Origin of the sequence: Burkholderia sp. AU30280 (assembly GCF_020420125.1) — a bacterium.
In the GTDB taxonomy this organism is placed as follows: Bacteria; Pseudomonadota; Gammaproteobacteria; order Burkholderiales; family Burkholderiaceae; genus Burkholderia.
Genome location: NZ_JAIZRY010000006.1, coordinates 433,664 through 458,291, shown reverse-complemented (window position 1 = coordinate 458,291; position 24,628 = coordinate 433,664). Strand labels below are relative to the sequence as shown.

Genomic DNA, 24,628 nt, shown 5'->3' with positions numbered 1-24,628 from the left:
GTGGGGGCCACACGATGACACCGAACGGGGAAGGGACGACACTCGCGAGCGCGCCGGTCGCGCCGGATCGCCGTCCGCCCGATACCGCGCAACTCGAACGGCTGCTCTTGCGCGCGCGCAAGGCGCACCACGAGGGCGCGCTGCAGCATGCGGAACACGCTTATACCGAATTGCTGACGCTCGATCCCGAGCATCCGGAGGCGCTGCACCTGCTCGGCGCGGTGCGCTTCCAGCAAGGGCGGCTCGGCGATGCCGAGCCGCTGATGCGGCGCTCGATCGAGCATCGGCCGGTGCCGCTTGCGCTGGCGAATTACGCGGCGGTGCTGACCGGGCTCGGGCGGGAGCACGACGCGCTCGCGCGTCTCGACGAGGCACTCGCGATCAACCCGGTTCATCAGCGCGTGCTGTTTCAGCGCGCGGGCCTGCTCGGGCAACTCGCCCGGTACGACGACGCTTGTGCGGTCTACGATCGGCTGCTCGAGCTGACGCCCGGTTTTGCCGACGGCTATGTGAAGCGCAGCGACATGCTGCGCGCGCTCGGCCGTCATGACGAAGCGCTTTCCGATTGCGATCGATCGATCGCGCTGGCCGGGCGTTCGTTCGATGCGATGCGCGGGCGCGGCCTCGCGCTGCGCGAACTCGGCCGCTTCCGCGAAGCGGTCGACAGCTATGGCCACGCGCTCGCGCAGACGCCCGGCAGCGCCGAAGTGCTGTTCCTGCGCGGTGTCGCGTATCTCGATCTGCACGATCCCGAGCACGCGCTCGCGGATTTCAATGCGGCGATCGCGGCGAGCCCGACTTTCATCGATGCGATCTTCAACAGCTCGATCGCGCTCGAGCAGCTCGGCCGGCACGACGAAGCGCTCGTGCGCTGCGACCGCGTGCTCGCGATCGATCCGCGCCATGCGCGGGCGCTGGCGAACCGCGGCAACGCGGCCAGCCACCTGGAACGTTATCGCGACGCGGCCGACAGCTATGCGCGTGCGCTCGACGCGGAGCCGCGCAGCACCGGTGTGCTGTGCAACTACGCGAGCGCGCTGATGCGCATCGAACGTCACGACGATGCGCGCGACATGTGCGACCGTGCGCTCGCGCTCGATGCGGGCTACGTGCCTGCGTGGTTCATGCGCGGCCGGGTGCAGCTCGAGACGCACCGCTACGAGGCCGCGCTCGACGATTTCGCGCGGGTGATCGACGCGACACCGCGCGACAAGCTCGCGCATTTTCATAAAGCCAACGCCCTGCGTGCGCTGCGGCAGCACGACGCCGCACGCCAGGCTTATGCGGACGCGATCGAGATCGATCCCGATTACGTGCTCGCGCACTGCATGCGCGCGTTCCTGTGCCTGTCGATCGGCGATTTCGAGGCGGGGTGGGCCGAGTATGAATGGCGTTGGCGCGATACGCAGCTCGATGCAAGCCGGCGCACGTTCGCGCAGCCGCGCTGGACACACGGGATGCCGCTCGACGGCAAGACGATCCTGCTGTACCCGGAACAGGGGCTCGGCGACACGCTGCAGTTCTGCCGCTATGTCCCCCTCGTGAAAGCGCTCGGCGCACGCGTCGTGCTCGAAGCGCCGGTCGAACTGAAGGCGCTGTTCGCGACGCTCGACGGCGTCGATACGCTCGTCGCGCGCGGCGAGCCGCTGCCGCCGTTCGACCTGCATTGCCCGCTGCTGAGCCTGGCGCTCGAATTCCGCACGGACCTGGCGTCGATTCCCGCCGGCGTGCCGTATCTCGCTGCCGACCCCGTGCGTGTCGCGCAGTGGCGCGAACGGCTCGGCACGGCCACGCGGCCGCGCATCGGCGTCGTTTGGTCCGGCAACCCGCTGCACCTGAACGACCGCAACCGCTCGATGACGCTCGCGGATCTGCTGCCGCTGTTCGACGACCGTTACGAGTGGATCAGCCTTCAGAAAGTGGTTCGCGACGAGGATCGCCCGGTACTCGACGCGAGCGCGGTGCGCTTCGTCGGCGACGATCTTGCGGACTTCGCCGATACGGCGGCGCTGACTGCGCTGATGGACGGCATCGTCAGCGTCGATACATCCGTCGCGCACCTCGCCGGCGCGCTTGGCCGCCCGCTTGCGCTGATGATTCCGCATACGCCCGATTTCCGCTGGTTGATCGATCGGGACGACAGCCCGTGGTATCCGTCCGCGTGCCTGTTCCGCCAGCCGGAGGGCGGGCAGTGGGCACCTGTCGTCGAGCGGATCGCAGCCGAGTTGCCGACGCTCGTCGGCGGAGGCGCGCGATGAGTGCGCGCCGCGAGGCCGCGTCGATGGCGAGCGCCATACCGGGCGCCGCGGCCATGCCGCTGCATGCGGTGCTCGCCGATGCGTTGCGCCAGGCGCGCGCGCGTCTCGAACAGCGCGACTTCGCGGGGGCCGGGCGACTCTACGAAGGCGTGCTGACGATGGCGCCCGATCATGTCGAGGCGCTGCACCTGCTGGGCCTCGTGCACCTGGAGCTCGGCGATCCCGCGCGGGCCGAGCCGCTGATCGCGCGGTCGATGAAGTTCGGATTGAGCCAGCCGTGGAATCTGGCGAACCACGCGGCGGCGCTGACCGGTGTCGGCCGTCATCGCGACGCGCTCGCGCTCGCCGATCGCGCACTCGCGGCCGATCCGGACCATGCGCCGTCGCATGCGGCGCGCGGCGATGCGCTGCTCGCGCTCGGGCAATACGACGCGGCATTGGCGGCCTACGATCGGGCGCTCGTGCGGGAACCGGCTCATGTCGCGGCGTGGCGCAAGCGTGGCGAGACGTTGCGCCGGCTCGAGCGGCCCGCCGATGCGCTGATCAGCGTCGAGCGCGCGTTGCGGCTCGACCCGGGCGATGCGGCCGCGAACATCGAACGCGGGCATGCGTTGCGTGCACTCGGCCATCGCGAGCAGGCGTTGCACAGCTATCAGCTCGCGATGGTCGTGCGTGGCAAGACGCCCGAGCTCGTCTACGCGTGCGGCGTCGTGATGACCGAACTCGGCCGCCCGGCCGACGCGCTCGCGTGTCTCGACGAAGGCCTCGCACGACACCCGAAAGACGAGCAGTTGCTGTACGCGAGTTGCGTCGCGCTGGATCTGCTGCACGCGCGCGACGAATTGCTGAAGCGCTGCGACCGGCTCCTTGCGCTGGATCGCGGTAACGTCGCGGCGTGGGTGGGGCGCGGCAATGCGCTGCTCGGGCTCGAACGTCACGCGGATGCTGCGGAGGCCTACGCGCAAGCGCTGGCGCGCAATCCCGACGATATCGACGCGCGCCGCAACCGCGCGGCTGCGCTGCGTGCGCTCGGCCGGTTCGACGACGCGCTCGCCGATTACGACGCGGCGCTGGCGCTGACGGGCCCGCATGCGGAGCTGCATTACAACCGCGCGCTCGCGTTGCAGCAGCTCGGCCGCTACGACGAGGCGCTCGCGAGCCATGCGGCAGCGGCGGCCGCACCGGCGGAATCCGTGCAGGCATTGTTCACGCGTGCGCTCGCGCGCCAGCATCTCGGCGACGACGATGCGGCGCTGGCGGATTATGCCGATGCATGCCGGCGCGAGCCGAACCACGGCGCCGCGCGCCGTTCGGAGGCGTTCTGCCGGCTGCTGACGGGCGATTTCGACGCGGGCTGGCGGCTGCACGAGGCGCGCTGGGATGCGGCCGACGTGATGCTGCACCGGCGTCATGCGGACCGGCCGCCGTGGACCGGCGACGAGCCGCTCGCGGGCCGCACGCTGCTGCTGCATGCGGAGCAGGGTTACGGCGACACGCTGCAGTTCTGCCGCTACGCGAACCTGGCGCACGATGCGGGCGCGACGGTGATCGTCGACGCGCCGGCCGCGCTCGGCGAACTGCTCGGCACGCTGCGCGGCGTGAGCCGGATCGTCACCGAAGGGCAGCCGATGCCGGCGTTCGACCTGCAGTGTCCGCTGATGAGCCTGCCGTACGCGTTTCGCACGACGCTGGCTACGGTGCCGGCCGACGTACCGTACCTGCGTGCCGATGCGCGACGGCGCGACGCGTGGGCACAACATCTCGACGCGATGTCGCCGCCCGGCCGGTTGCGAATCGGGCTCGTATGGTCAGGCAACCCGCGCCACGCGAACGACGAAAACCGTTCGATACCGTTTGCCGCGCTCCTACCGCTTGTTGCAGCGCACGACGCGACGTTCGTGAGCCTGCAACCGCAGATACGCGCACGCGACGCCGACGCGTTTGCCGCGAGCGGCGTGCTGTCGTTCGCGGACACGCTCACGGATTTCGCCGAAACGGCTGCGCTGGTCGACACGCTGGATCTCGTGATCAGCGTCGACACGTCGGTTGCGCACCTCGCTGGCGCGCTCGGGCGGCCCGTCTGGCTGCTGCTGCCGCGCGTACCGGATTGGCGCTGGTTGCTCGAGCGCGACGACTGTCCGTGGTATCCGTCCGCGCGGCTGTTCCGGCAAGCGCGGCCCGGAGACTGGCCGGCCGTGATCGGCCGGGTGGCCGACGCGCTCGGTACGGTGCGCCGCACGCCCTCTGTGGCAGCGTGACCGGCTTTCCATGACAAAAGCTACGGACCTTTTCGCGGCGGCCGGAATGGTCCGTAACAGTCGCCATGTCATTGCCATTCGCGCTTCGTATGGTCTTCGGATTCCAGCGGCCTGCTTCAGGCGCAACGACATGTACGGTGCCGGACCGGCGCCGCACGCAAATTCCTAGCATCGGGGTGGCAAGAATGGCAGCACGCGCACGTACGGAACGGCAACTTCGCGCAACGGCCTCGCGGTCGGTCCTGAAATCGGAGCTGAGCCCGCTTTACCGCGCGGTCGTGCTGATGCTCGCGGCGGGCGTAACTGCCCATGCGCATGCGGCGGGCATCATGAACCTCGGTCACGTGGCCGCGAGCCCGGCGGGCGGCGGCGCGGGCGGTGCCGGCGGCGTGCCGGGCATGCCGAATCTGGGCGTGTCGCCGCAGCAGGCGCTGCAGGCGAGCCAGCCGTCGATCCGCAACCTCGGCTATGCGGCGCACGCGATCGCCGCGCAGATCGCCGCGCAGCAGAATGCGGCGGCGGCCGCGGCAAAGCTGCCGTCGACCGTGCCGAACGGCCTGGCGCCGGGCGGGCTGCAGGTGGCGGCGGGCGCATCGGGCGATACGAACAATCCGGTGCTGTGGGTCAACGCGAACGCGCCGACGCAGAACGTCGACGCGAGCGGCCACGTGAACGTCGACGTGAAGCAGACCGGACAGAACGCGGTGCTGACGTGGGAGACGATGAACGTCGGCCGGCAGACGACGCTGAACTTCGATCAGTCGGGCGGCACGCAGACGAACGGCGCGAACAACTGGGCCGTGCTGAACCGGATCAACGATCCGAGCGGCAGGCCGAGCCAGATTCTGGGGAACATCACCGCGCAGGGGGCGGTGTATGTGATCAACCGGAACGGGGTGCTGTTTGGCGCTGGGTCGCAAGTGAACGTGCATTCGCTGGTGGCGTCGTCGCTCGACGTGCTGAACATGAACAACTACAACCAGACCCTGCAGAACCGGGTGCCGGTTGTGACGGACAGCAGTCTCGCGCAGGACGCGGCGGGGATCGTCGCGAGCAACAAGCAGTTCCTGAGTTTGCCGGCCGGGACGACGGGCGGGCTCGCGTATGCGGAATCGGGCAGTTCGGGCGGGTTGAACGGCAACAGCCGGCTTCCGAACGAGGTGCTCGGTCTGGGCAACCAGGTCAACCTTACCTCCGCGAGCCAGTATCAACCGTGGGGCGACGTCACGATCGAACAGGGCGCGTCGATTACCACGCACGCGAACGGAAACGCGAGCGACGGCGGCTTCGTGATGATCGCCGCACCGAACGTGACGAACGCAGGGCATATCAAGGCGACGGACGGGCAGGTGGTGCTGGCGGCCGGCGTCGGGGTAAGCCTGCGGCCCAACAGCGGCGCCACGACGAATCCGCAGGTGCTGCTGCCGGAACTGAGCGGAAAGATCACGCTGCTCGGCCCGAATGGCCAGATGACCGACATCACGCCGGCCGGTACGCTGACCAATACCGGCATCGTCGAGGCCGCGCGCGGCAATGTGAACCTGCTCGGCAGCCGCGTTGCGCAGAACGGCGTGGTGGGTGTGACGACGAGCGTCAATTCGCCCGGCACGATCACGATTTCCACGGTCGACGAATATTCTTCCAACAATCCGACCGGGGCGGCCTATCTCGGTCAATCGCTTCAGACGACGGACGGTACCGGTGGCGCCAACGACACGCACCGCGCCGGCCTGTTGAGCTTCGGCCCGGATTCGGTGACCACGGTGATGCCGGACGGCAATGGCCAGACGACGCCGTCGACGCCCGGCGCGACCTTCACGCCGGGCAGCATCGGCATGACGGCCGGCTCGGTGTGGTTCCAGGGCGGTTCGCTGATCGAGGCGCCCGGTTCGAAAGTATCTGTTGCGGCGCTGACGCCTTCGGCATCGGGCGCGCAAGCGCCGGCCGGCCAGACCGCCGTGCCAGGCCGGATTTATGTCGACACCGGCGCGACGATCGACGTGTCGGGCCTCGCGAACGTCGAGGTGCCGATCGGGCAGACGCTCGTGACGGTCGACCGCATCGGCCAGAACGAACTCGCCGATTCGCCGCTGCTGCGCAACGGCTTCCTGCTCGGGTACAAGAATCTCGTGTTCGACAGCACGCTGACGGGCACGCGCAGCGACGGCGTGCAATGGGTCGGCAGCCCGATCCTGAATCTGTCGGGTTATGTGAACCTGATTCCGCGCACGGTCGGCCAGTTGTTGACCAATGGCGGCTCGATCACGCTGTCGGGCAACGAGGTGATGACCGCGACCGGTTCGTCGATGAACCTCAATGGCGGCTACGTGCATTACGACGGCGGGATCGTCAATACGACACGGCTCGTCGACGCCAACGGCGCGCTCGTGCCGATCGGACAGGCAAGCCCGAACGACACCTACGTCGGCATTGCGGGGCAATTCGTCGAATCGCATCCGCGCTGGGGCGTGACGAAGACGTGGTACAACCCGCTGCTGACGATGGGCGGCTATCAGGGTGACTACATCGTCGGCGGGAACGCGGGCACGCTCGATATTTACGGGCTGCAGTCCACGGTGCTCGACGGCGACATCAGCGCGCAGGCGTTCGGCGGCGCGAAGCAGATGCAGGGCAACAGCCTGCCGAGCGGCGGGACGTTCAACCTCGGCGCCGATCCGAAGCTCGACGGCGCCGCGCTGGTGCACCTGACATCGAACAACAGTGACGTCGCGTCTGGCATGGCGGGCATGGTTGTGCTCCAGGACAATGCGCCGAAGCTCGCCGACATCGCGCCGGGATTCTCGATCGATACGCCGCTCGACAAGACGGCACTGCAGGCGCTGCCCGCGAACGATCCGCGCAACGTGCTCACGACCACCGTGGTACCGGTCGCGACGCTGAGCAACGGCGGTTTCGCGAACCTGAACGTCACCGAGGACAAGGTCGGCGGCAAGGGGGTAGTGGTTCCGCAGGGCACGCAGCTGAACCTGCAACCGGGTGGGTCCATTACCTTGTACAGCCCCGTGCCGGGTACCGACGTCAACGTGGCCGGGCGGTTGTCCGTGCCGTCGGGATCGATCTCGATCACGAGCGGTGGCAACGTGATCGTCGGCCCGCAGGGCGGGATCAGTGCGGCAGGGCAGTGGGTGAACAACGATGTGCAAGCGGCACCGGGCACGACACCCGGAAACAGCCAGTTCATCAACGGCGGCAGCATTACGCTGTCTGCGCTGCTTGGATCGAACGTCGTCGGCGGCGGGCTGTTCGGCGATACCTCGGGTTCGGTGCTGCTGCAGCCCGGTAGCGTACTGGACGTGTCGAGCGGCGGCGAACTGCTGTCGAACGGGCAGATGCTGATGCAGAACGGCGTGCCTGCCGGACGAGGCGGGAACGTGACGTTGCAGGCGTATTCCGCGACACCTTTGAAGCAGTTTGGCGCGTCGGACGGCGCGCCGACCCTGCCGACCGCACAGCCGACGGCCGGCACGATCGCACTGGGCGGCACGATCCTGAGCGAAGGGTTTTCGGGGGGAGGAACGCTGACGCTGCAGGCGCTCGGATTCCGGATCGGCGGTGCAGAGGCCGCAGCGTCGCCGTGGGATATCGACCTCCCGGAAACCTTCTTCGCGAGGCAGGGCTTTGGCAAGTATGTGCTGAATGCGTTCTACGACACGACGGTCGCACCCGGCGCGTCGGTTGCCGTCACGCAATTGAACCGTATTCCGGACATGCTCGCGCTTCAGCAGGCGGGCACGGGTGCGAACCTGTCGGCGGGGGGGCTGACCACGATTGGCCAGCTCGATGCCTATCACAGGCAGGCAACGAATCTTGTCCTGACGGCGGGCAACGATACGTCGTGGCGCAGCCCGGCCGGCGCGGCGCCCACCTATCCGGGCGTCACCGGCGCGGTCACGCTGTCGGAAGGAGCGTCGATTCACACGGACGCCGGCGCGAGCGTTGGCCTTGGCTCGCCGGCGCAGGTCACGGTACTCGGCTCGATCATTGCACCGGGCGGGTCGATCACGCTGAGCGCGGACGGGAACGGCACGTATGCACAGGCGGGCCAGTTCAACAGTGGTTTCAGAAGCTCGAGCCAGTCGGTGTGGCTCGGCGCGGACGCTTCACTGGACGTATCGGGTACGGCATTGGCCAATCCGCTCGCGGCGCCGGTCAAGATGGGTGGGACGACGGTTGTGCCGAACGCGGGGAAGGTGCTGCCAGGCGGTTCGGTGACGATGTCGAGCGATACGGGCTACGTGGTTGCGCAGGCAGGCTCGAAAATCGATGTGTCGGGTACCTCGGCGAATTTCGACCAGTTGCGGGCAAATGGGGGATACGCGTCGCAACCGGTCTGGGGCGATGCAGGATCGATCACGCTGTCGGCGGCGAACGGATTGTTTGCCGACGCAACGCTGGTGGGGCGTCCGGGCGCGACCCAGGCGCGCGGCGGCACGCTGACGATACTGCCGCATCAGAACGATGGCGCGAGCGGTACGGCGTTGGTCGTGCGGCAAGGCGGAACACTCGTGCCCACGGGGTTGACGCCCGGACAGGATTTCACGTCGGCGATCGATCCGACGACCGGGTTGCCGATCGGCCAGCCGAACGGTGTGCTGCAGTTTGCGGCGGACAGGTTGACCGGGTCCGGCATTGCGAACCTGGTGCTCGGTACGGCCACGCCGCCTGATCTGAACGGCGTGTCGCCGACACCGATTCTGTTCGCGGGCAACGTGACGTTGTCGCTGCCGGAGTCGGTGACTTTGAATGCGGGGCGACTTGCAGCCGTCGACATGGGACAGTTGTCGACGCTGCTGTCGACGCCGGTGCGCAAGCTTGACGGCACGATCGTGCCGGTCGTCAACACCGTGCTGGCACAGGCGCTGCAAGCGCCGCTCGGCGCGGCAGTGGAAATCGATGCGCCGTACGTCGCGTTGTCGGGGCCGATGATTCGGCCGTCGGCGCCAAAATTCACGCCGGTCCCGGCGTTGTCGAATGCGACGCTAACCGTGAACGCGTCGTTCATCGATCTGATGAATCAGGTTCAGCTCAACAATTTTGGCCGAGCGAACTTCACGAGCAGCGGCGACATCCGCTTGAGTTCGACGAACGTCAGCCAGACTCAGACACCGGGCCTGACGCCCGGCATGCTTTATACGCCGGGCGACCTGACCTTCAAGGCAGCCGATCTGTACCCGTCGACTGGCAGTACGTTCGTCGTCGATGCAGTTGGCCCGATCGATCCGGCAACCGGCAAACCGGCACCCACGACGGTCACGTTCGCGTCGAACGGCGCGTCGGGCACGCCGCTGTCCGCGGGCGGGACGTTGCTCGTGGACGCAACGCACATCGTGCAAGGCGGCACGGTGCGTGCGCCGTCCGGCACGCTCGTGTTCGGCGTCGGCGATCCGTCGAACGCGGCGACGCAGGCGCAATTCGGCGGGCTGCCGCTCGTTGCGACGGATTCGGTCAAGCTGGCAAGCGGGAGCGTGACGTCGGTCTCAAACCAGGGCACCGTGATTCCGTATGGCACGACGGTCGACGGGGTCGAGTGGCAGTTCAATCCTGTCGCCGGCAACACGACGCCCGACTTGACCGCGCCGCCCGCGAAATACGTGGGGGTGAACGCCGGCAACGTCGCGCTCGACAAGGGGGCGACGATCGACCTGTCGGGTGGCGGCGACCTGCAGGCGGCCGAATGGGTGCCGGGCACGGGCGGTACACGTGATGTGCTGTCGCAATACAACGTGAGCTACGCGGGCGGCAAGGGCGGGACGGCGGTGCCGGTCAATGCCGGAGCCGGCAACGTCTATGCGATCCTGCCGGGCAAGCAATCGCCGGTCGCGGCTTATGACCCGACGTTCGCGCAAACGGTGCAGCCTTCGACCAATGCGAACGGCACGGCAACGACCGCCACGGCGGCGCTCGGCGTCGCCCAGGCCGGTATGAACGATGCGGTCGGCAAGGCCGTGTATCTGTCGGGCGTACCGGGGCTGCCGGCCGGCTATTACACGCTGCTGCCGGGAAAGTACGCGACAGTGCCGGGCGCGTATCGCGTCACGGTGTCGAACATCGCAGGCAATGTCGCGCCGGGCGCGAGCCAGGTGTTGCCGGATGGCACGGTCGTGACGGGCGGCTATTTTGCCGATGCGCTGACGGGCAGCCGCAGCGCGACGCCGACGCTGTTCAACGTGCAATCAAACAGCGTGTGGCAGCAATATTCGCAGTACACGCTGACCGGCGCGAATGCGTACTTCACGAAACTCGCTTCGACCAAGGGCAACGTGACACCGCCGTTGCCGGTGGACGGTGGCCAACTGGTGCTGGCCGCAACCAAGGCGCTGACGCTCGGCGCGACACTGAATGCGTCCGCCGGCGCGGGCGGTGCGCCGGCCGAGGTCGACATCGCGTCGCAGGACATCCAGATCACTGGCAACGGTGCTGCGGCGCTGCCAGGTTATCTGCAGATCGGTAGCGATGCGCTTGATTCGCTGACCGCAGGCAGCCTGCTGATCGGCGGCACGCGTTCGGCGACGTCGAGCGGTGTCATGATCACGCCGATCGCGAATAGCGTCGTCGTGTCGAACGACGGGAGCACGCCGCTGAAGGGTCCCGAGATCCTGCTGGTCACAAAGACGGACGCCAGCAACGGCGATCCGGACGCAGCGAACGGATTGCGCGTCGACGCTGGTGCATCGATTGCCGCGCAGGGCGATTACCCGGCAGCCAAAGACCAGCCGATCACGATCGCCGGCGATGGCGCGCTGCTGCGCGTGTCCAACGGCGCGATGGTACCGCTCGCACGCACGGGTGGCACGGGCATCGGCCTGCTGACGGTTGGCGCGGGCGCGACGCTCGCGGGTGGCCAGGCGTTGCTGCTCGACTCGTCCGGCAACCTGAAGGTCGATCCATCTGCGGCGCTCTCCGCCAAGGCGATTACCGCCGACGGCTCGGCAATTACGTTCACGAACGCGAGCGGTAGCGCGGCGGCCGGCCTGCCGGGCTTCGTGGTCGATCCGGCCGGTCTCGCCCAGTTCGCGAACGCGCAGCAGGTGACGCTGCGCAGCTACGGCGCAATCGGTTTCATCGGCGACGTGAACGCGACATTCGGCAACAGCATCGATCTGAGCGCGGGCATGTTCACGAGCGATGGCGGGCACGTGACGCTGAATGCGCAGAAGGTCGCGTTCACGAACGAGATGGGTGCCACGCCCGGCACGACGACGGTCGGGAGTGGCACGCTGACGGTCAATGCGCAGGAGATCGACTTTGGCAGCGGCACGAAGACGGCGAGCGGTTTCGGCTCGGCGGCGATGAATGCGACCGGTGGCGTAGTCGGGCAAGGAACCGGAACATTCGACTTCGGTGCGCTGCCGGTGACGCTGAATGCGCCAGTCTACCTGGCGGATACGAGCTCGGCTGCCGCGGTGAAGACGACGGGGACGTTGACGCTCAATGGAGCGTCGGGTACGCCGCTGACGCGCGGCGCGGTTGGCGGCGCTTTGATCTTCATCGGCGGCACGGTTGCCGACAACGGCGCGACGATCAGCGCGCCGGCGGGCAACGTGACGCTCGAAGCGACGAGCGGCAACCTGACGATCGGCAGTGGATCGACGGTCAGTTCGGCGGGCGTATCGAAGCAGTTCTTCGACGTGATGCGTTACGCGCCGGCCGGGTCGATTACGCTGACGGCCGATGCCGGCACCGTTGACGTGCAGGCCGGCTCAACGCTTGATTTCTCGGGGGCCAGCGGCGGTGGCGCGGCAGGCAGCCTGTCGCTCTCGGCGCCGCAGCAGGTCGTGAACCTGAACGGCACGATCAAGGGCGCTGCGGCGAGCGGCTTTGCGGGCGGCTCGTTCTCGCTGAATACCGGTGGCGCGACCGACCTCGACGCGCTGTCGAAGACGCTCGCTTCCAGCGGCGTGAACCAGTCGATTGCGATCCGTACGAAGACGGGCAACCTGACGCTGTCGCAGGGCAACACGCTGAGCGCGAATTCGGTGCTGCTGACGGCCGATGGCGGATCGGGTAGCTCGGCCGATACGGCGAACGGCAACGTGAATGTGCTTGGGACGATCGACGCATCCGGCAAGGCGGGCGGTGCGATCGATCTGTATGGCCGCAACGGCGTGGATGTCGAAGGTGCGTTGCTGGCGCGCGGTTCGGACCCGCACCAGCGAGGCGGCAAAGTCAACATTGGCACGGCAGCGCTATTCGACCCGACGATCGTCGATGCAAATGGCGATTCGATCGCATACAACACGACTTACGGCTACGAGAATGTTCTGCGCGCGAATGCCGGCACGATTACGCTCGGCGCGAATGCGCTGATCGACGTGTCGGGTGGGACCGCCGGCGGTTTGTCGGGCGGCACGGTGAATTTCCGTGCGCCGCTGCTGATCGACAGCGGCGTGAAGATCAATCTGCCCGAAGCATTCAACGACGGCAAAGGAATTGTCGGCTCGCGTGCGACTTCGCTCGAGGCATATGCCGTATGGAGCACGACGGATGCGACGACAGGCGCGAAGCACTTCGATGGCGTTATCGATCCGGCTGGATGGTATGACCGTAGCGGATATTTGCTGGCAGGCACGTTTACCGCGCAGGGCACGTCCGGCACGCCGGCGACGTTTTCGTTCGCGCCGGACGGTTCAGGCGGTGGCACGCTGACGAACCAGGCGACGGGTGCAACGGCGACCGTCACGCAGGCGCAGCTTCAGGGGGGCAATAGCGCGATCGGGTTCGGCGGACTGAACAACATGTATTTCGCGCCGGCGAGCAACGGTGCGAATACGGATCACCAGACTTTCTACGGATATCAGAACGGCGATGCCTCGACGGCGGCGCCGGGCACGCTGATGGGGTTCGTGCAGCACGGACTCGATACGCTGGTCGATCCGTTTGCCGGCAAGAACATTGCGAATACGCGCATCGTGCCCGGAATCGAGCTCGACAACCCGAGTTCCGCAATCAATGGCGGTGACATCCAGGTGCTGACGAACTGGAACCTTGGCGCGGGTGCATCGCCGACGAATCTCGCGTTCCGCTTCGACGGGCAGGCGCCGGTCGTGACGCTGCGCGCGGAGAACAACGTCAAGGTGAACGCGAGCCTGTCGGACGGGTTCTTCCAGATCGCGAACCCGCTGGGCGGTGGGGGGACGATTGCGGTGCCGCCGTTGTCGACCTCGGGCGAAGCCGATGCCATCTTCAAGCTGCCGTCGGGTTACAACGCAGTCTACGGCTATGGAATCTGGTACTACGCGTCAAAGAATGTCGCATTCGCCCCGGGCGTGCCGGCAGGCGGTACGCCTGACGAGGTCGCTGAGTACTACGCACTCTACATGGCGTACGCGAACTTTCTCGACCAGAAGGCGACCAGTCTTTCGTCGGCACTGAACTACGATCCGAATTACAACAATATCGGTATCGTCTACAAGTTGAGAATCAACGGCAACGGTTCGGTTGTAACAGGGCAGCCGAAGGGCCCGGTTGCCCCGTCGGCCGCCGAGCAGGCCGCGAATCCCGGCTCTTACCTGATTTATCTGAATCAGTATCAGAAATACCTCGCCGACTCGGTGCAATTCAAGATTCAGAGCGGCAAGAATCCTCTGGTGGACGTGCTAGCGGCACCGGCCGTCCAGCCTGTTTCCGTCATCACGACACCCACGATCAGCCTTCCGGCGGTGACCGACAACTCACCGTCGCCTACGCCCGTTGCTATCAATCCAATTCCGCTGCAGTCTGCATCGCTAGCGGGCGGCGCGAGCAGTTCGTTCCGGGTAGTGGCGGGTGCGGATCTGAACAGCACGAATCCGCTCGCGCTTCAGGCTCTGCCGGCAGGCGGAGAGACGGGCGGCAAGAGCGTTGTCTTCGATGGGCACGCCACGTATGTCGACAGCAGCGGTTTCGCCGTGCTCGCGCCCACGATGCTTCGTACCGGTACTGGAGCCATCGACGTGGCAGCGGGTAACGGCATTGCATTGTTCAATGCTGCCGCGGCACAAGCGAACGATGCGGATGTGACCGTGCCGGGCGTGATTTACACGGCGGGGGCGCCGGTGGCGTCCGCGCCTTCGGGGGGCCCGACGTTGGCGATCGTACATGCCGGAACCGGTTATCAGGACATTCTCGTTACGCCGGCCGTCAACCCCGATTCAGCCGGTGACATCACGATTCGCGCGCAGGGCGACATCACCGGCGCTGAATACCTGACCGACACAAACGGCGCGGTGACCGGTCGGAAGGGCGCCAATATCAGTCAGTTCTGGTGGCAGTGGATGCAGATCGGCAATCCGACAGGGCTGGTCGGTGCCACCAATCCCGTGATGCAGACCGTCCAGACGTCGATCAACTTCGGCGCATTCGATCAAGGTGTATTGAGTGCGGGCGGGAATGTGTCCGTGTCGGCTGGAGGAAATATTTCGGACCTGTCGGTGTCGTTGCCGACCACATGGTGGCTGACCGGAACTCGGACAGACACGCCGACCGTCAATACGGCTGGCGGCGGCAACCTGTCGGTGCGGGCTGGCGGAGACATTCTGAGCGGCGGCTTTTTCGTCGCCAAAGGAACCGGAACCATTGCGGCCGGCGGGAAGATCGGATCGGACGTTACCGCGCCCGCGCAACTTGACGGTCAACCGCCCGTCACGGTGGATACGTTGCTGGCGACGCAGGACGGCGTACTCAACGTGAATGCGCGACAAGGCGCCAGCATTGGGCGCGTATTCGATCCGTCATATGTGCAAAACAACACGTTGCTTGCCGCATACGGCCAGCAATCCGACATGCAGGGGTATTCGTCGACGTCGGCCGTCAATATCTCGTCGACGACAGGTGACGTGGCGATCGGCACGCTCTCGGCGGTCGACCTGATTGGCGGCGGTGCCACCGCAACGCAGACACCCGGCAGGGTCGACCTGTCGTCCATTCTGCCAGCCTCGGTGAATCTGACCGCATTCACCGGTGGCATTACGGTAGCGGCGAGCGGTGAGCTGTATCCATCGGCGTCGGGCAATCTGAGTCTGATCGCGGACCAGTCGGTCAATCTGTCGAGTATCAATGGATTGGCTTCCGATGGGCGGCCGGTGTTCGGTATGCTCGATGTCGATCCTTCCGCGATGCCTTCACCCGTCGAGCCGAATGTCTTCGTCGTGAATCCGGCGCTCGCAACCGCGGCAGCGCATGCTCCGGTTGCCCTGCACGGCGGCGATGTCGTACCCGCACGGATCTACAGTTTGAACGGCGATATTGTCGATGGCATGCTGCAGACGACCGGCGCCTATGCCGGCTTGTACAGCGGCCTGGTGCCCGTCGCGATCGACAAGGCCGCATTGATCCAGGCTGGCCGTGACATCGTCAATCTCTCGTTCATGGGGCAGAACCTGCGCAAGTCGGACGTGACCCGCATCGTGGCAGGGCGGGACATTTACGATACACCGCTCATTCGTTCGACGAGCGCCGTCATACCCGCGTTGGTGCTCGGCGGTCCGGGCACGTTCGATGTCGAAGCCGGCAGGAACATCGGACCGTTGACGAGTCAGGCTCAAGCTTATGCGAGCCTGGGCAGCGGGAGTTATGTCTCCGGGCTTCCAACCGGCATCGACGCAATCGGCAACGCAAACAATCCGTATTTGCCGCATGAAAGCGCGAGCGTCAATGTGTTGTTCGGTGTGGGGCCGGGCATCGACACTGCGTCGTTCATCTCGACGTATGTCGATCCGGCGAAGTCGGTCGCCGGTGTTTCCAGTGCGACGCCGGCGCTCGTCACGTTCATGGAGCAATACGAGGCCGGACTCTCGGTCGATTCGGGGCTGGTCAACGATCAGCCGGCGGTCAAGCCGTTGAGCGCGGACGAAGCATGGTCGAAATTCAGGGCGCTACCGCAATATGTCCAGCAACTGTTTGCCGAGCAGGTGCTGTTCAAGGTGCTGACTGCGGTCGGCGAGGACTACAACAATCCCGCCAGTCCTTACTATCAGAAATATGCGCGCGGATACGAGGCCCTCAATACGATGTTCCCCGCCTCGATGGGATACACGGCCAACAATCTCGGCGGAGGCAGCAACGGTTCGAACAAGATGCTCGACACGGGCGATCTGGACATTCGCAGCACGACCATCCAGACCCAGCAGGGCGGCAACGTCACGATCCTCGGCCCTGGTGGGCAGGCGTTGATCGGCAGCACTTCTGCGCCGCCGCAGATCATCGATGCCAGCGGCAAAGTGATCGCCGGGCCGGGGACGATGGGGATTCTCACGCTCGAACAGGGGGATATCGATATCTTCACGGATCGCAGCGTGCTGCTCGCGCAGAGCCGGATCTTCACCGAGCAGGGCGGGGACATGACGATCTGGAGCTCGAACGGCGATATCAACGCGGGCAAGGGTGCGAAATCGTCAGCCGATACGCCGGCGCCGCAATATGTTTGCGATGCGAACCACTACTGCACGGTCGATGCACGCGGGCAAGTCACCGGCGCGGGTATCGCGACACTGCAGAGCGTGCCGGGCGTACCGCTCGGCACGATCAACCTGATTGCACCGCGCGGTACGGTCGATGCGGGCGATGCGGGTATTCGTGCCGGCAACCTGAACGTCGCGGCACTGCGCGTCGTGAACGCGGACAATATCCAGGTAACCGGCAAGGCGAGTGGCATTCCGCTCGTGCAGGCGGTGAATACCGGCGCGCTCACGGCTGCGAGTGCAGCCGCATCGGCTGCGACCCAGGTCGCCCAGGATATGGCCAAGAACAACGCATCCGGTGTGTCGTCACGTCGCTGGACGATCTCGGTGCAGGTCGAGGGGTTCGGCGATGCGGGGGGGGACGGCGGGAAGAAGCACAAACAGCAGGTAGGCTACGACGCGTCGAGTTCGGTGTCGATTCTCGGGTTTGGTCAGGCGGGGCCGTCGCAGAGGGCGGTTCTCACGGCCGAGGAGCGTGCACGGTTGGGCAAGATTTGAGTGCAAGACGGTGTGCAGGTTGCCGGAGTGACGGACAGCCTGCACGCTGCCGCATATAACCACGCTGTCGCCAGATGGCGCGTCAGCAGTTCGGTCGTGCCGCTTCCGTCGACGCGGTAGACGACCGTGATCGGCACGTTGATCGGATACGTAGAACCTGTTTCCGGATTGACAACCTGATTCCACCTGGTGAGCTTGCCGGAGAAGATGCCGCAAAGGTCGTCGTCGTTCAGCGCGATGCTGTGCGCTTGGCTGGGCGTCGTTTTCGGTGTCGTCGTGCTCGTCACGGTTGGTCCGTTGACGATGGGGATCGTGATCGGCGTGACAACGTAAGGAATCTGAATCAGCGGGCCGTCGGTCGCGCCGCGGCCGATCCGATACACATTGAGTTGCGCTGTCGTCAATGCCGCGTCGCTGTTTGCGAAGGCCACGGTGCCCGTAATACCCGCTCCGAAGTACGACGGCTGATTGCTCAGGAATGCGTTCTGGCCGGCGGCGGAATCGACGGAGTAATACGTGAACGAACCTTCGGCGGTGCCGAACAGGCGGATCTCGGTCGCCGGGTTGCCGATCCCGCCGATCATCGGTGCGACGTTCGACGACCCGCCTCCCATCACGACAGGAAAGGCCATCGAGGTCGATGCGCTCATCTCGGTAATCAGCAGGGCGATGAGCTGGTAAATCTTGCGTTGATGAAATCTCATGGGACTGCTCCAGTCAAAGGTGACGCGGAGGCTGGCCGAGTATTTCCATTCAGCAGGCTTGGGTGTGCTGCTGTACGAGATGTACGGGCACGAAGCGTGATCTGTCTACCTGCCTGCGTGTCGGGTACCGTCGCTCGGTGCGAGCGTGACGATCGTGGTTCGATGCCTTTTGCCGACATCGTGCAAGCCGTCGCGCAATGCGGATCGAAAGGGCATATGAAAACTGCGCCCGCGGTTACCCGGAGGCGCAGTCTGTTCGACGACGGACCTTGTGGTCCGTCAACCGCTTAACGACCGGTGACCGAGCCCGTGCAGACGCCCGTGTTGCCGATGTCGAGGTTGTAGCCGCTCGTGTTGCTCAGGAAGTCGGCCGAAATCGCCGTCTGGAAGTTCGACGACACGGTATCGAAGCCGTTGCCATGAACGATCGACGCAAAGCTGGCGTTCGTGAAGTGAGCGTTCAGGAAGTCGTGCACGGCGGTCTTGACCGACGAATCCGCATAGCACTGGCTCAGGATGATCTGGCTGGTGCCGGAAACCGGATAGCCCGAACCCGGATTGCCGACGTTCGGCACCCAGTTGGCCTGATTGGCGGCGCGAGCTTGGCCGCTCGGCACGGTTGCCGTGCTGAGCGCCGTCGTTGCGTTCGCATACGTCGGTGCGTAGTACACGCCGTTCGTCGCGTTCACGAGGCTAGCAACCGGGATCTGGAATGCGCTGGCCGGCGTCACCACCGTGCTTTGCGGAGCCAGGAACGTGTTCGTGTAGTCCGGGCTCAGGTAAGCGACAGCAGCCGTACCGGCCGACTGATAGCTCACCAGTTGCGAACGGACGCCGCCGCTACCCGAAGCCGGCGTGAAGTTTGCCGGTACGCCGCCCGGGAAAGAAGCCGTGAACGTCAGCGAATCGACGAACGTTACGCCCGTGGCCGTATTGGCGCTCGAGCAGACAGCTGCCAGGTGGCGGGTCAGCAGTTCGGTCGTGCCGCTGCCGTCCGAACGGTAGACGACCTTGATCGGCGAGCTGGTCGTCGTGTACGCAGAACCCGTTTGCGGGTTGATGACCTGGTTCCAGTCGGTCAGCTTGCCCGAGAAGATGCCGCACAGGTCGTTGTCGTTCAGCGCGATGCTGTGCGCTTGACCCGGCGTCGTTTGCGGCGTCGTCGTGCTCGTGACGGCCGGGCCGTTGACGACCGGCACCGTGATCGGCGTGACGATGTACGGGATCTGGATCAGCGGGCCGTTGGTCGCGCCGAGGCCGGCCTTGTACGACGTGAGCTGGGCGGTCGACAGCGCCGCATCGCTGTTCGCGAAGTGGACCGTGCCCGTGACCGTCGAGCCGAAATACGTCGGCTGGTTGTTCAGGAACGCGTTCTGGCCGGCACCCGAGCCAACCGAGTAGTACGTGAACGAGCCTTCGGCGGTGCCGAACAGGCCGATTTCGGTCGCGGTGTTGCCGATCGCGCCGATGGTCGGGGCGACGAGCGACGAACCGCCGCCGTGGATGTCCGCGGCCATTGCGGCCGTGGCACCCAGACCGGAAACAACGAGAGCGAGGACTTGACAGATCTTGCGCTTGCTGGATTTCATGAGAAATTTCCTTGAACGAAGATAAACGGGAACCCCTGCTACTGCGGTTGGAATGCTTATGGACCGCCGGGTAAATGTAGGGGGAAATACGAATGACGCGTGTGAATTTTTAATAACGAATGATGCGTAACATTTTTGTTGAATGAGACATTGCGTTATTCGGATGAGTAAAGCGTCGATTGAAGCGTTATTCGGTACCGGTCGGTGCGTCCAGATATTGGGACGCAGCCGGAATCGTTCGGCGGGTCGTGCGCGGGAATCCTTATCACGCTTGACGGAAGCCGTCGACGTAGCATGCGAGCCCGCGCGCGGCTATCCCAACTTCAAGACGGTTGTGTGGCGGATGTTACGGAACATTCTGCGCGTTGATGAATGTCGTCAGTTTTGATGTATTTCTTCCGATTTCCGCGAAAATATGAAAATTTAAGATTGACGATGGTCGCATGTATTTAATGTGTGACCGATTAATTGATTCGTTGAGTTTGTAATCGTTTTTACGTTATAAGAATAACGATAGCAGGTAATAAACCCCGCCAAAAAAGGTAGCCCAACATCCGTCACAAATCTGCGCCGGTTCGCTCCGTAGTCTTCCCCGGCGACTCCGTCCGGCACATTGCGCGCCGTCGCCGAAAAAGTCGCACGCGTGACACGAGGGCACAGACATGTCGGCATTCCGCTACGAAGCGATCGATCCCACCGGCCGCACGCTGAAAGGCGTGCTCGAAGCCGACAGCGCACGCGCAGGCCGCAGCCATCTGCGTACGCAGGGGCTCACGCCGCTCGTCGTCGAACTCGCCGCGCAGCGCCTGCACGGCGAACGTCATCAACGCCTGTCGCTCGGCCGCAAGCTGTCGCAGCGCGAGCAGGCGATCATCACCCGCCAGCTCGCGAGCCTGCTGGTCGCGGGGCTGCCGCTCGACGAAGCGCTGTCGGTGCTGAGCGAGCAGGCCGAGCGCGACTACGTGCGCGAGCTGATGGCGTCGATCCGCGCGGAAGTCGTCGGTGGCCATTCGTTCGCGAACGCGCTGAGCCAGCATCCGCGTGATTTCCCGGAGATCTATCGCGCGCTCGTTGCGGCCGGCGAGCACACCGGCAAGCTCGGCATCGTGCTGTCGCGCCTGGCCGACTACATCGAGCAAAGCAACGCGCTGAAACAAAAGATCCTGCTCGCGTTCACGTATCCGGGCATCGTCACGCTGATCGCGTTCGGCATCGTCACGTTCCTGCTGAGCTACGTGGTGCCGCAGGTCGCGAACGTGTTCACCAGCACGAAGCAGCAGCTGCCGACGCTGACGGTCGTGATGCTCGCGCTGTCGGACTTCGTGCGGCACTGGTGGTGGGCGTCGCTGGCTGCGACGGCCGCGCTCGTCCATGCGATCCGCAAGGTGCTGTCGCGCGACGCGCCGCGGCTCAGGTTCGACACGTGGGTGCTGACCGCGCCGCTCGCCGGCAAGCTTGTACGCGGCTACAACACGGTGCGCTTCGCCAGCACGCTCGGCATTCTCACGGCGGCCGGCGTGCCGATCCTGCGCGCGCTGCAGGCGGCCGGCGAGACGTTATCGAACCGCGCGATGCGCGCGAACGTCGACGATGCGATCGTGCGCGTGCGCGAGGGCTCGGCACTGTCACGCGCGCTGGCGCATACGAAGACGTTCCCCCCGGTGCTCGTGCACCTGATCCGTTCGGGCGAGGCGACCGGCGACGTGACGACGATGCTCGATCGCGCGTCCGAAGGCGAATCGCGCGAGCTGGAGCGCCGCACGATGTTTCTGACGAGCCTGCTCGAACCGCTGCTGATTCTCGCGACGGGCGGCGTGGTGCTCGTGATCGTGCTGGCGGTGATGATGCCGATCATCGAGCTGAACAACATGGTGCAGTGATGCGCCGCTCAGCGCACGTACGCGTTGGCCTTCTCCGCGGCGGGCAGAGCGATCTCGCGATGCAGCCCGTTGCGGTCGACGACGATCGAGCGTGCGCGAATCTCGGCCAGCTTCGCGGCTTCGCCGATCGCCGCGCCGAGTGACACGACGCGCGAGGCATCGCCGCCGACGCTGACGATCGCCGCCGCTCGGTGTGCATCGAAGGCGAGCACGCCGAGCAGCTGGATGGCATCGCGGCCGTCGTTGGGTTTTGCACCGAACAGCCGCGCGCCGGCGGCGACGTCGATCGGCGCGGGCGGCGGTGCAAGCGTCGCGACCGGCGCATCGGCAGCGCTCAGCACGCGCACGGCCCACAGCGACACGGTCACGAGTGCGGCCGCGGCCGCGAGCGTCGCGGCGAGTGGAACGAGATCGGCGCGCGAAGGCGCGATGCGAAGCAGGTCGAACGGTTTCATGGCGACAGGTCGGTGCGATGAACAGAAGAGGTTTTCCATTCTTTGTTGCGAGGGTGAATGCATGATGACGGGGCCCAACGAAACCCCAACGCGATACGCCGGTCACTCGGGAGGACACACGCAACGCGGCTTCACGCTGATCGAGATCATGGTGGTGGTCGCGATCCTCGGGATTCTCGCGGCGCTGATCGTGCCGAAGATCATGAGCCGTCCGGACGAGGCGCGCCGCATCGCCGCGAAGCAGGACATCGGCACGATGATGCAGTCGTTGAACCTGTATCGCCTGGACAACGGCCGCTATCCGTCGCAGGAGCAGGGGCTGACCGCGCTGGTCCAGAAGCCGGCCGCCGATCCGGTGCCGAACAACTGGAAGGACGGTGGCTATCTGGAGCGGCTGCCGAAGGATCCGTGGGGTAACGCGTATCAATATCTGAACCCGGGCGCGCACGGCGCGATCGACGTGTTCAGCTACGGCGCGGACGGCAAACCGGGCGGCGAGGGGAACGATGCGGACATCGGCTCGTGGCAGTGACGGCGTGCGCGTCGTGAACCGCCGCATACGACACACGCGCGTCGTGCGTCGTACGTCGACGGGTTTCACGCTGCTGGAGATGCTGGTCGTGCTCGTGATCGTGGGGCTGCTGGTCGCGGTCGTGACGCTCGCGCCGTCGCGTAATCGCCGCACCGATCTAGCGGAGGAGGCGCAGCGCCTCGCGAACCTGCTCGAATCGGCCGGCGACGAAGCGCAGGTGCGGTCGATCCCGATCGCATGGCAGCCGATCGGCGGCGGCTATCGCTTCGTGCAGCGCACCGAAAGCGGCGCGTGGGCACCGATGAGCGACGACATGTATCGCGCACGCCGCTGGGGCGCGGAAGTGACGGGCGTGTCGGTGCGGTACACCGGCGGAGGCGAAGTGCCGTCGCGCGTCGTGCTCGGCAGTGAAGGCATCGACGTGCCCGTGACGATCACGCTGTGGTCCGGCGACGTGCGGATGGCCGTCGTCGGCACGGGCATCGGCAACTTCGTCGTGCGCCGGCCGTGAGCGACGTTCGGCGCCTGGCATGCCCGCAATGTGGGAACGCGCCGCGATTGAATCGCATCGCTGCACGCTTCACCGGACTGTCATAGTGCCCGCTCACAATCTGACGTTCGTTTGCTGCGGAACCGCTCACGGGGGTGCGCGTTTCGCCGGCAACGTGCAACTCCACTTCCGTCCAGGGATTCATGACTCGTTCACGGGCGCCGACCGGTGTCCTGGCGCTCGTCGCGTGGCTGGCGTTCGTCGTGCCGTGCATGCACGGCATACACGCGCAGGAGACCGGTTCCATCGTCCGCCGGCCGGGCAGCGTGGTGCGTTTCGATCTGCCCGCGCAGCCGCTCGCGAAGACCTTGCAGGACTTCGCGCGGCTCACCGAGCTGATCGTGCTGGCGCCGGCGCCGCTGCTCGACGGGCGCACGAGTGCGCCGGTCCAGGGCGAATTCACGCCGCGCGACGCGCTCGAGCGGATGCTGGCCGGAACGGGGTTGCGTGCGGAATTCTCGCGCCCGGACGAAGCGATCATCGTCGCACAGCCGGCCGCCGAGCAGGCGCCCGCGACGGCCGACATGCCGGCGGATGCGGCCTTGCCGATCGACGGGATCGGCGATTCCGACGATCGGCGCGCGTTCGCGGGCCTGCTGCAGGCGCGTCTGATCGATGCGCTCTGCGTGCAGCCGGGAGCGGTGCCGGGCAGCTATCGACTCGTCGCGCAGGTGCGCATCGACAACAGGGGGGCGGTGGTGGCGGTCAACATGGTGGCATCGAGCGGTTCGGCCGCCCGCGACGCGGCGGTGATGCGCGCGCTGCGCGCATTGAAGCTGGACGACGCGCCGCCGGCAGACCTGCCGCAGCCGGTCACGATCCTGCTGCGGCCGGCCGGCAACGGCGTGCATTTCCGCTGTCCGGCGCCGCAGCCGGCCGGTCGGAGCTAGGCCGTCATGTCCGACAGCAACCGCTCCGGGCTCCGGAATCTGCTGGCGACGCGCTACGCGTACCTCGTCAGGCGCCTCGAGCGCGTGACCGGGTCGAAGGACGGTGCCGCCGACGCGCTGCACGAGACCTGGCTGCGCCTCGAGAACGCGAACGTCTCCACGCAGGTGACGAACGCGGACGCCTATATACTCGGGATGGCGAACAATGTCGCGATCGACCAGCATCGCCGCGAACGCAGGCATCTGCACGACGACGATGTCGAGACGCTGCTCGAGATGCCCGACGAACTGGCCGATCCGGAGCGCATCGTCGCGGCGCGCCGCAAGGTCGAGACACTGAAGGACGTGCTGCGCGGCCTGCCGCCGCGGCGCCGCGCGATCCTGCTGGCCGCCCGCGTGGACGGCCTGCTGAACCGCGAGATCGCCGAGCATTTCGGCATTTCGCTGCGGCTCGTCGAAAGCGAGCTGAGTGCGGCAATGAAGTACTGCCTGCAGCGCATGCAGGAAGACGGCGATCCGTACCCGGGCACGCGAGGCGGCCCGCGTAAATTTTGAG

At 65.9% G+C, this 24,628-nt stretch carries 11 protein-coding genes; 8 read left to right on the top strand and 3 right to left on the bottom strand.

Features of this window, described 5'->3' with window-relative positions; genetic code table 11:
- Positions 1 to 14: 14 nt before the first annotated feature.
- The 3 genes from LGN17_RS17105 to LGN17_RS17095 all read left to right on the top strand — a co-directional run bounded on the left by LGN17_RS17105 (position 15) and on the right by LGN17_RS17095 (position 17,472).
- A complete protein-coding gene (locus tag LGN17_RS17105) occupies positions 15 to 2,258 on the top strand; it encodes a tetratricopeptide repeat protein (RefSeq protein ID WP_226197842.1) in 2,244 nt (747 codons plus the stop codon).
- Positions 2,255 to 4,516: a tetratricopeptide repeat protein gene (locus LGN17_RS17100; protein WP_226197841.1), complete on the top strand. Its 2,262-nt coding sequence runs from the start codon at positions 2,255 to 2,257 to the stop codon at positions 4,514 to 4,516. The genes LGN17_RS17105 and LGN17_RS17100 overlap by 4 nt, the downstream gene beginning before the upstream one ends.
- A gap of 185 nt (positions 4,517 to 4,701) precedes the next feature.
- Positions 4,702 to 17,472 (top strand): filamentous haemagglutinin family protein, encoded by a 12,771-nt coding sequence (locus LGN17_RS17095; RefSeq protein ID WP_226197840.1) that lies wholly within the window; start codon positions 4,702 to 4,704, stop codon positions 17,470 to 17,472.
- Here the strand turns inward: LGN17_RS17095 and LGN17_RS17090 are convergent.
- Complete coding sequence (locus tag LGN17_RS17090) at positions 17,406 to 18,176, bottom strand: substrate-binding domain-containing protein (RefSeq protein WP_264165964.1); 771 nt, start codon at positions 18,174 to 18,176, stop codon at positions 17,406 to 17,408. The genes LGN17_RS17095 and LGN17_RS17090 overlap by 67 nt on opposite strands.
- Positions 18,177 to 18,463: 287 nt before the next feature.
- Positions 18,464 to 19,765: a substrate-binding domain-containing protein gene (locus LGN17_RS17085; protein WP_059686201.1), complete on the bottom strand. Its 1,302-nt coding sequence runs from the start codon at positions 19,763 to 19,765 to the stop codon at positions 18,464 to 18,466.
- Between the two features lie 662 nt (positions 19,766 to 20,427).
- On the opposite strand from LGN17_RS17085, the gene gspF reads away from it, so the two are divergent.
- Positions 20,428 to 21,645, top strand: coding sequence for a type II secretion system inner membrane protein GspF (gspF, locus tag LGN17_RS17080; RefSeq protein WP_226197839.1), 1,218 nt, complete (start codon positions 20,428 to 20,430; stop codon positions 21,643 to 21,645).
- An 8-nt stretch (positions 21,646 to 21,653) separates the two neighbouring features.
- Here the strand turns inward: gspF and LGN17_RS17075 are convergent, their stop codons facing one another.
- Positions 21,654 to 22,100: a general secretion pathway protein GspC gene (locus LGN17_RS17075; protein ID WP_226197838.1), complete on the bottom strand. Its 447-nt coding sequence runs from the start codon at positions 22,098 to 22,100 to the stop codon at positions 21,654 to 21,656.
- A gap of 64 nt (positions 22,101 to 22,164) precedes the next feature.
- Here LGN17_RS17075 and gspG point away from each other — a divergent pair, with 64 nt between their 5' ends.
- The 4 genes from gspG (at position 22,165) to LGN17_RS17055 (ending at position 24,627) form a co-directional block, all read left to right on the top strand.
- On the top strand, positions 22,165 to 22,632 hold the full coding sequence (gene gspG / locus LGN17_RS17070; protein WP_226197861.1) for a type II secretion system major pseudopilin GspG: 468 nt from the start codon (positions 22,165 to 22,167) through the stop codon (positions 22,630 to 22,632).
- Complete coding sequence (locus LGN17_RS17065) at positions 22,607 to 23,143, top strand: GspH/FimT family pseudopilin (protein WP_226197837.1); 537 nt, start codon at positions 22,607 to 22,609, stop codon at positions 23,141 to 23,143. The genes gspG and LGN17_RS17065 overlap by 26 nt, the downstream gene beginning before the upstream one ends.
- A gap of 182 nt (positions 23,144 to 23,325) precedes the next feature.
- Complete coding sequence (locus LGN17_RS17060; RefSeq protein WP_226197836.1) at positions 23,326 to 24,072, top strand: secretin and TonB N-terminal domain-containing protein; 747 nt, start codon at positions 23,326 to 23,328, stop codon at positions 24,070 to 24,072.
- A 6-nt stretch (positions 24,073 to 24,078) separates the two neighbouring features.
- The gene (locus LGN17_RS17055) at positions 24,079 to 24,627 is read left to right on the top strand and encodes an RNA polymerase sigma factor (protein WP_226197835.1); all 549 of its coding nucleotides are present in this window, start codon (positions 24,079 to 24,081) and stop codon (positions 24,625 to 24,627) included.
- Position 24,628 lies beyond the last annotated feature (1 nt).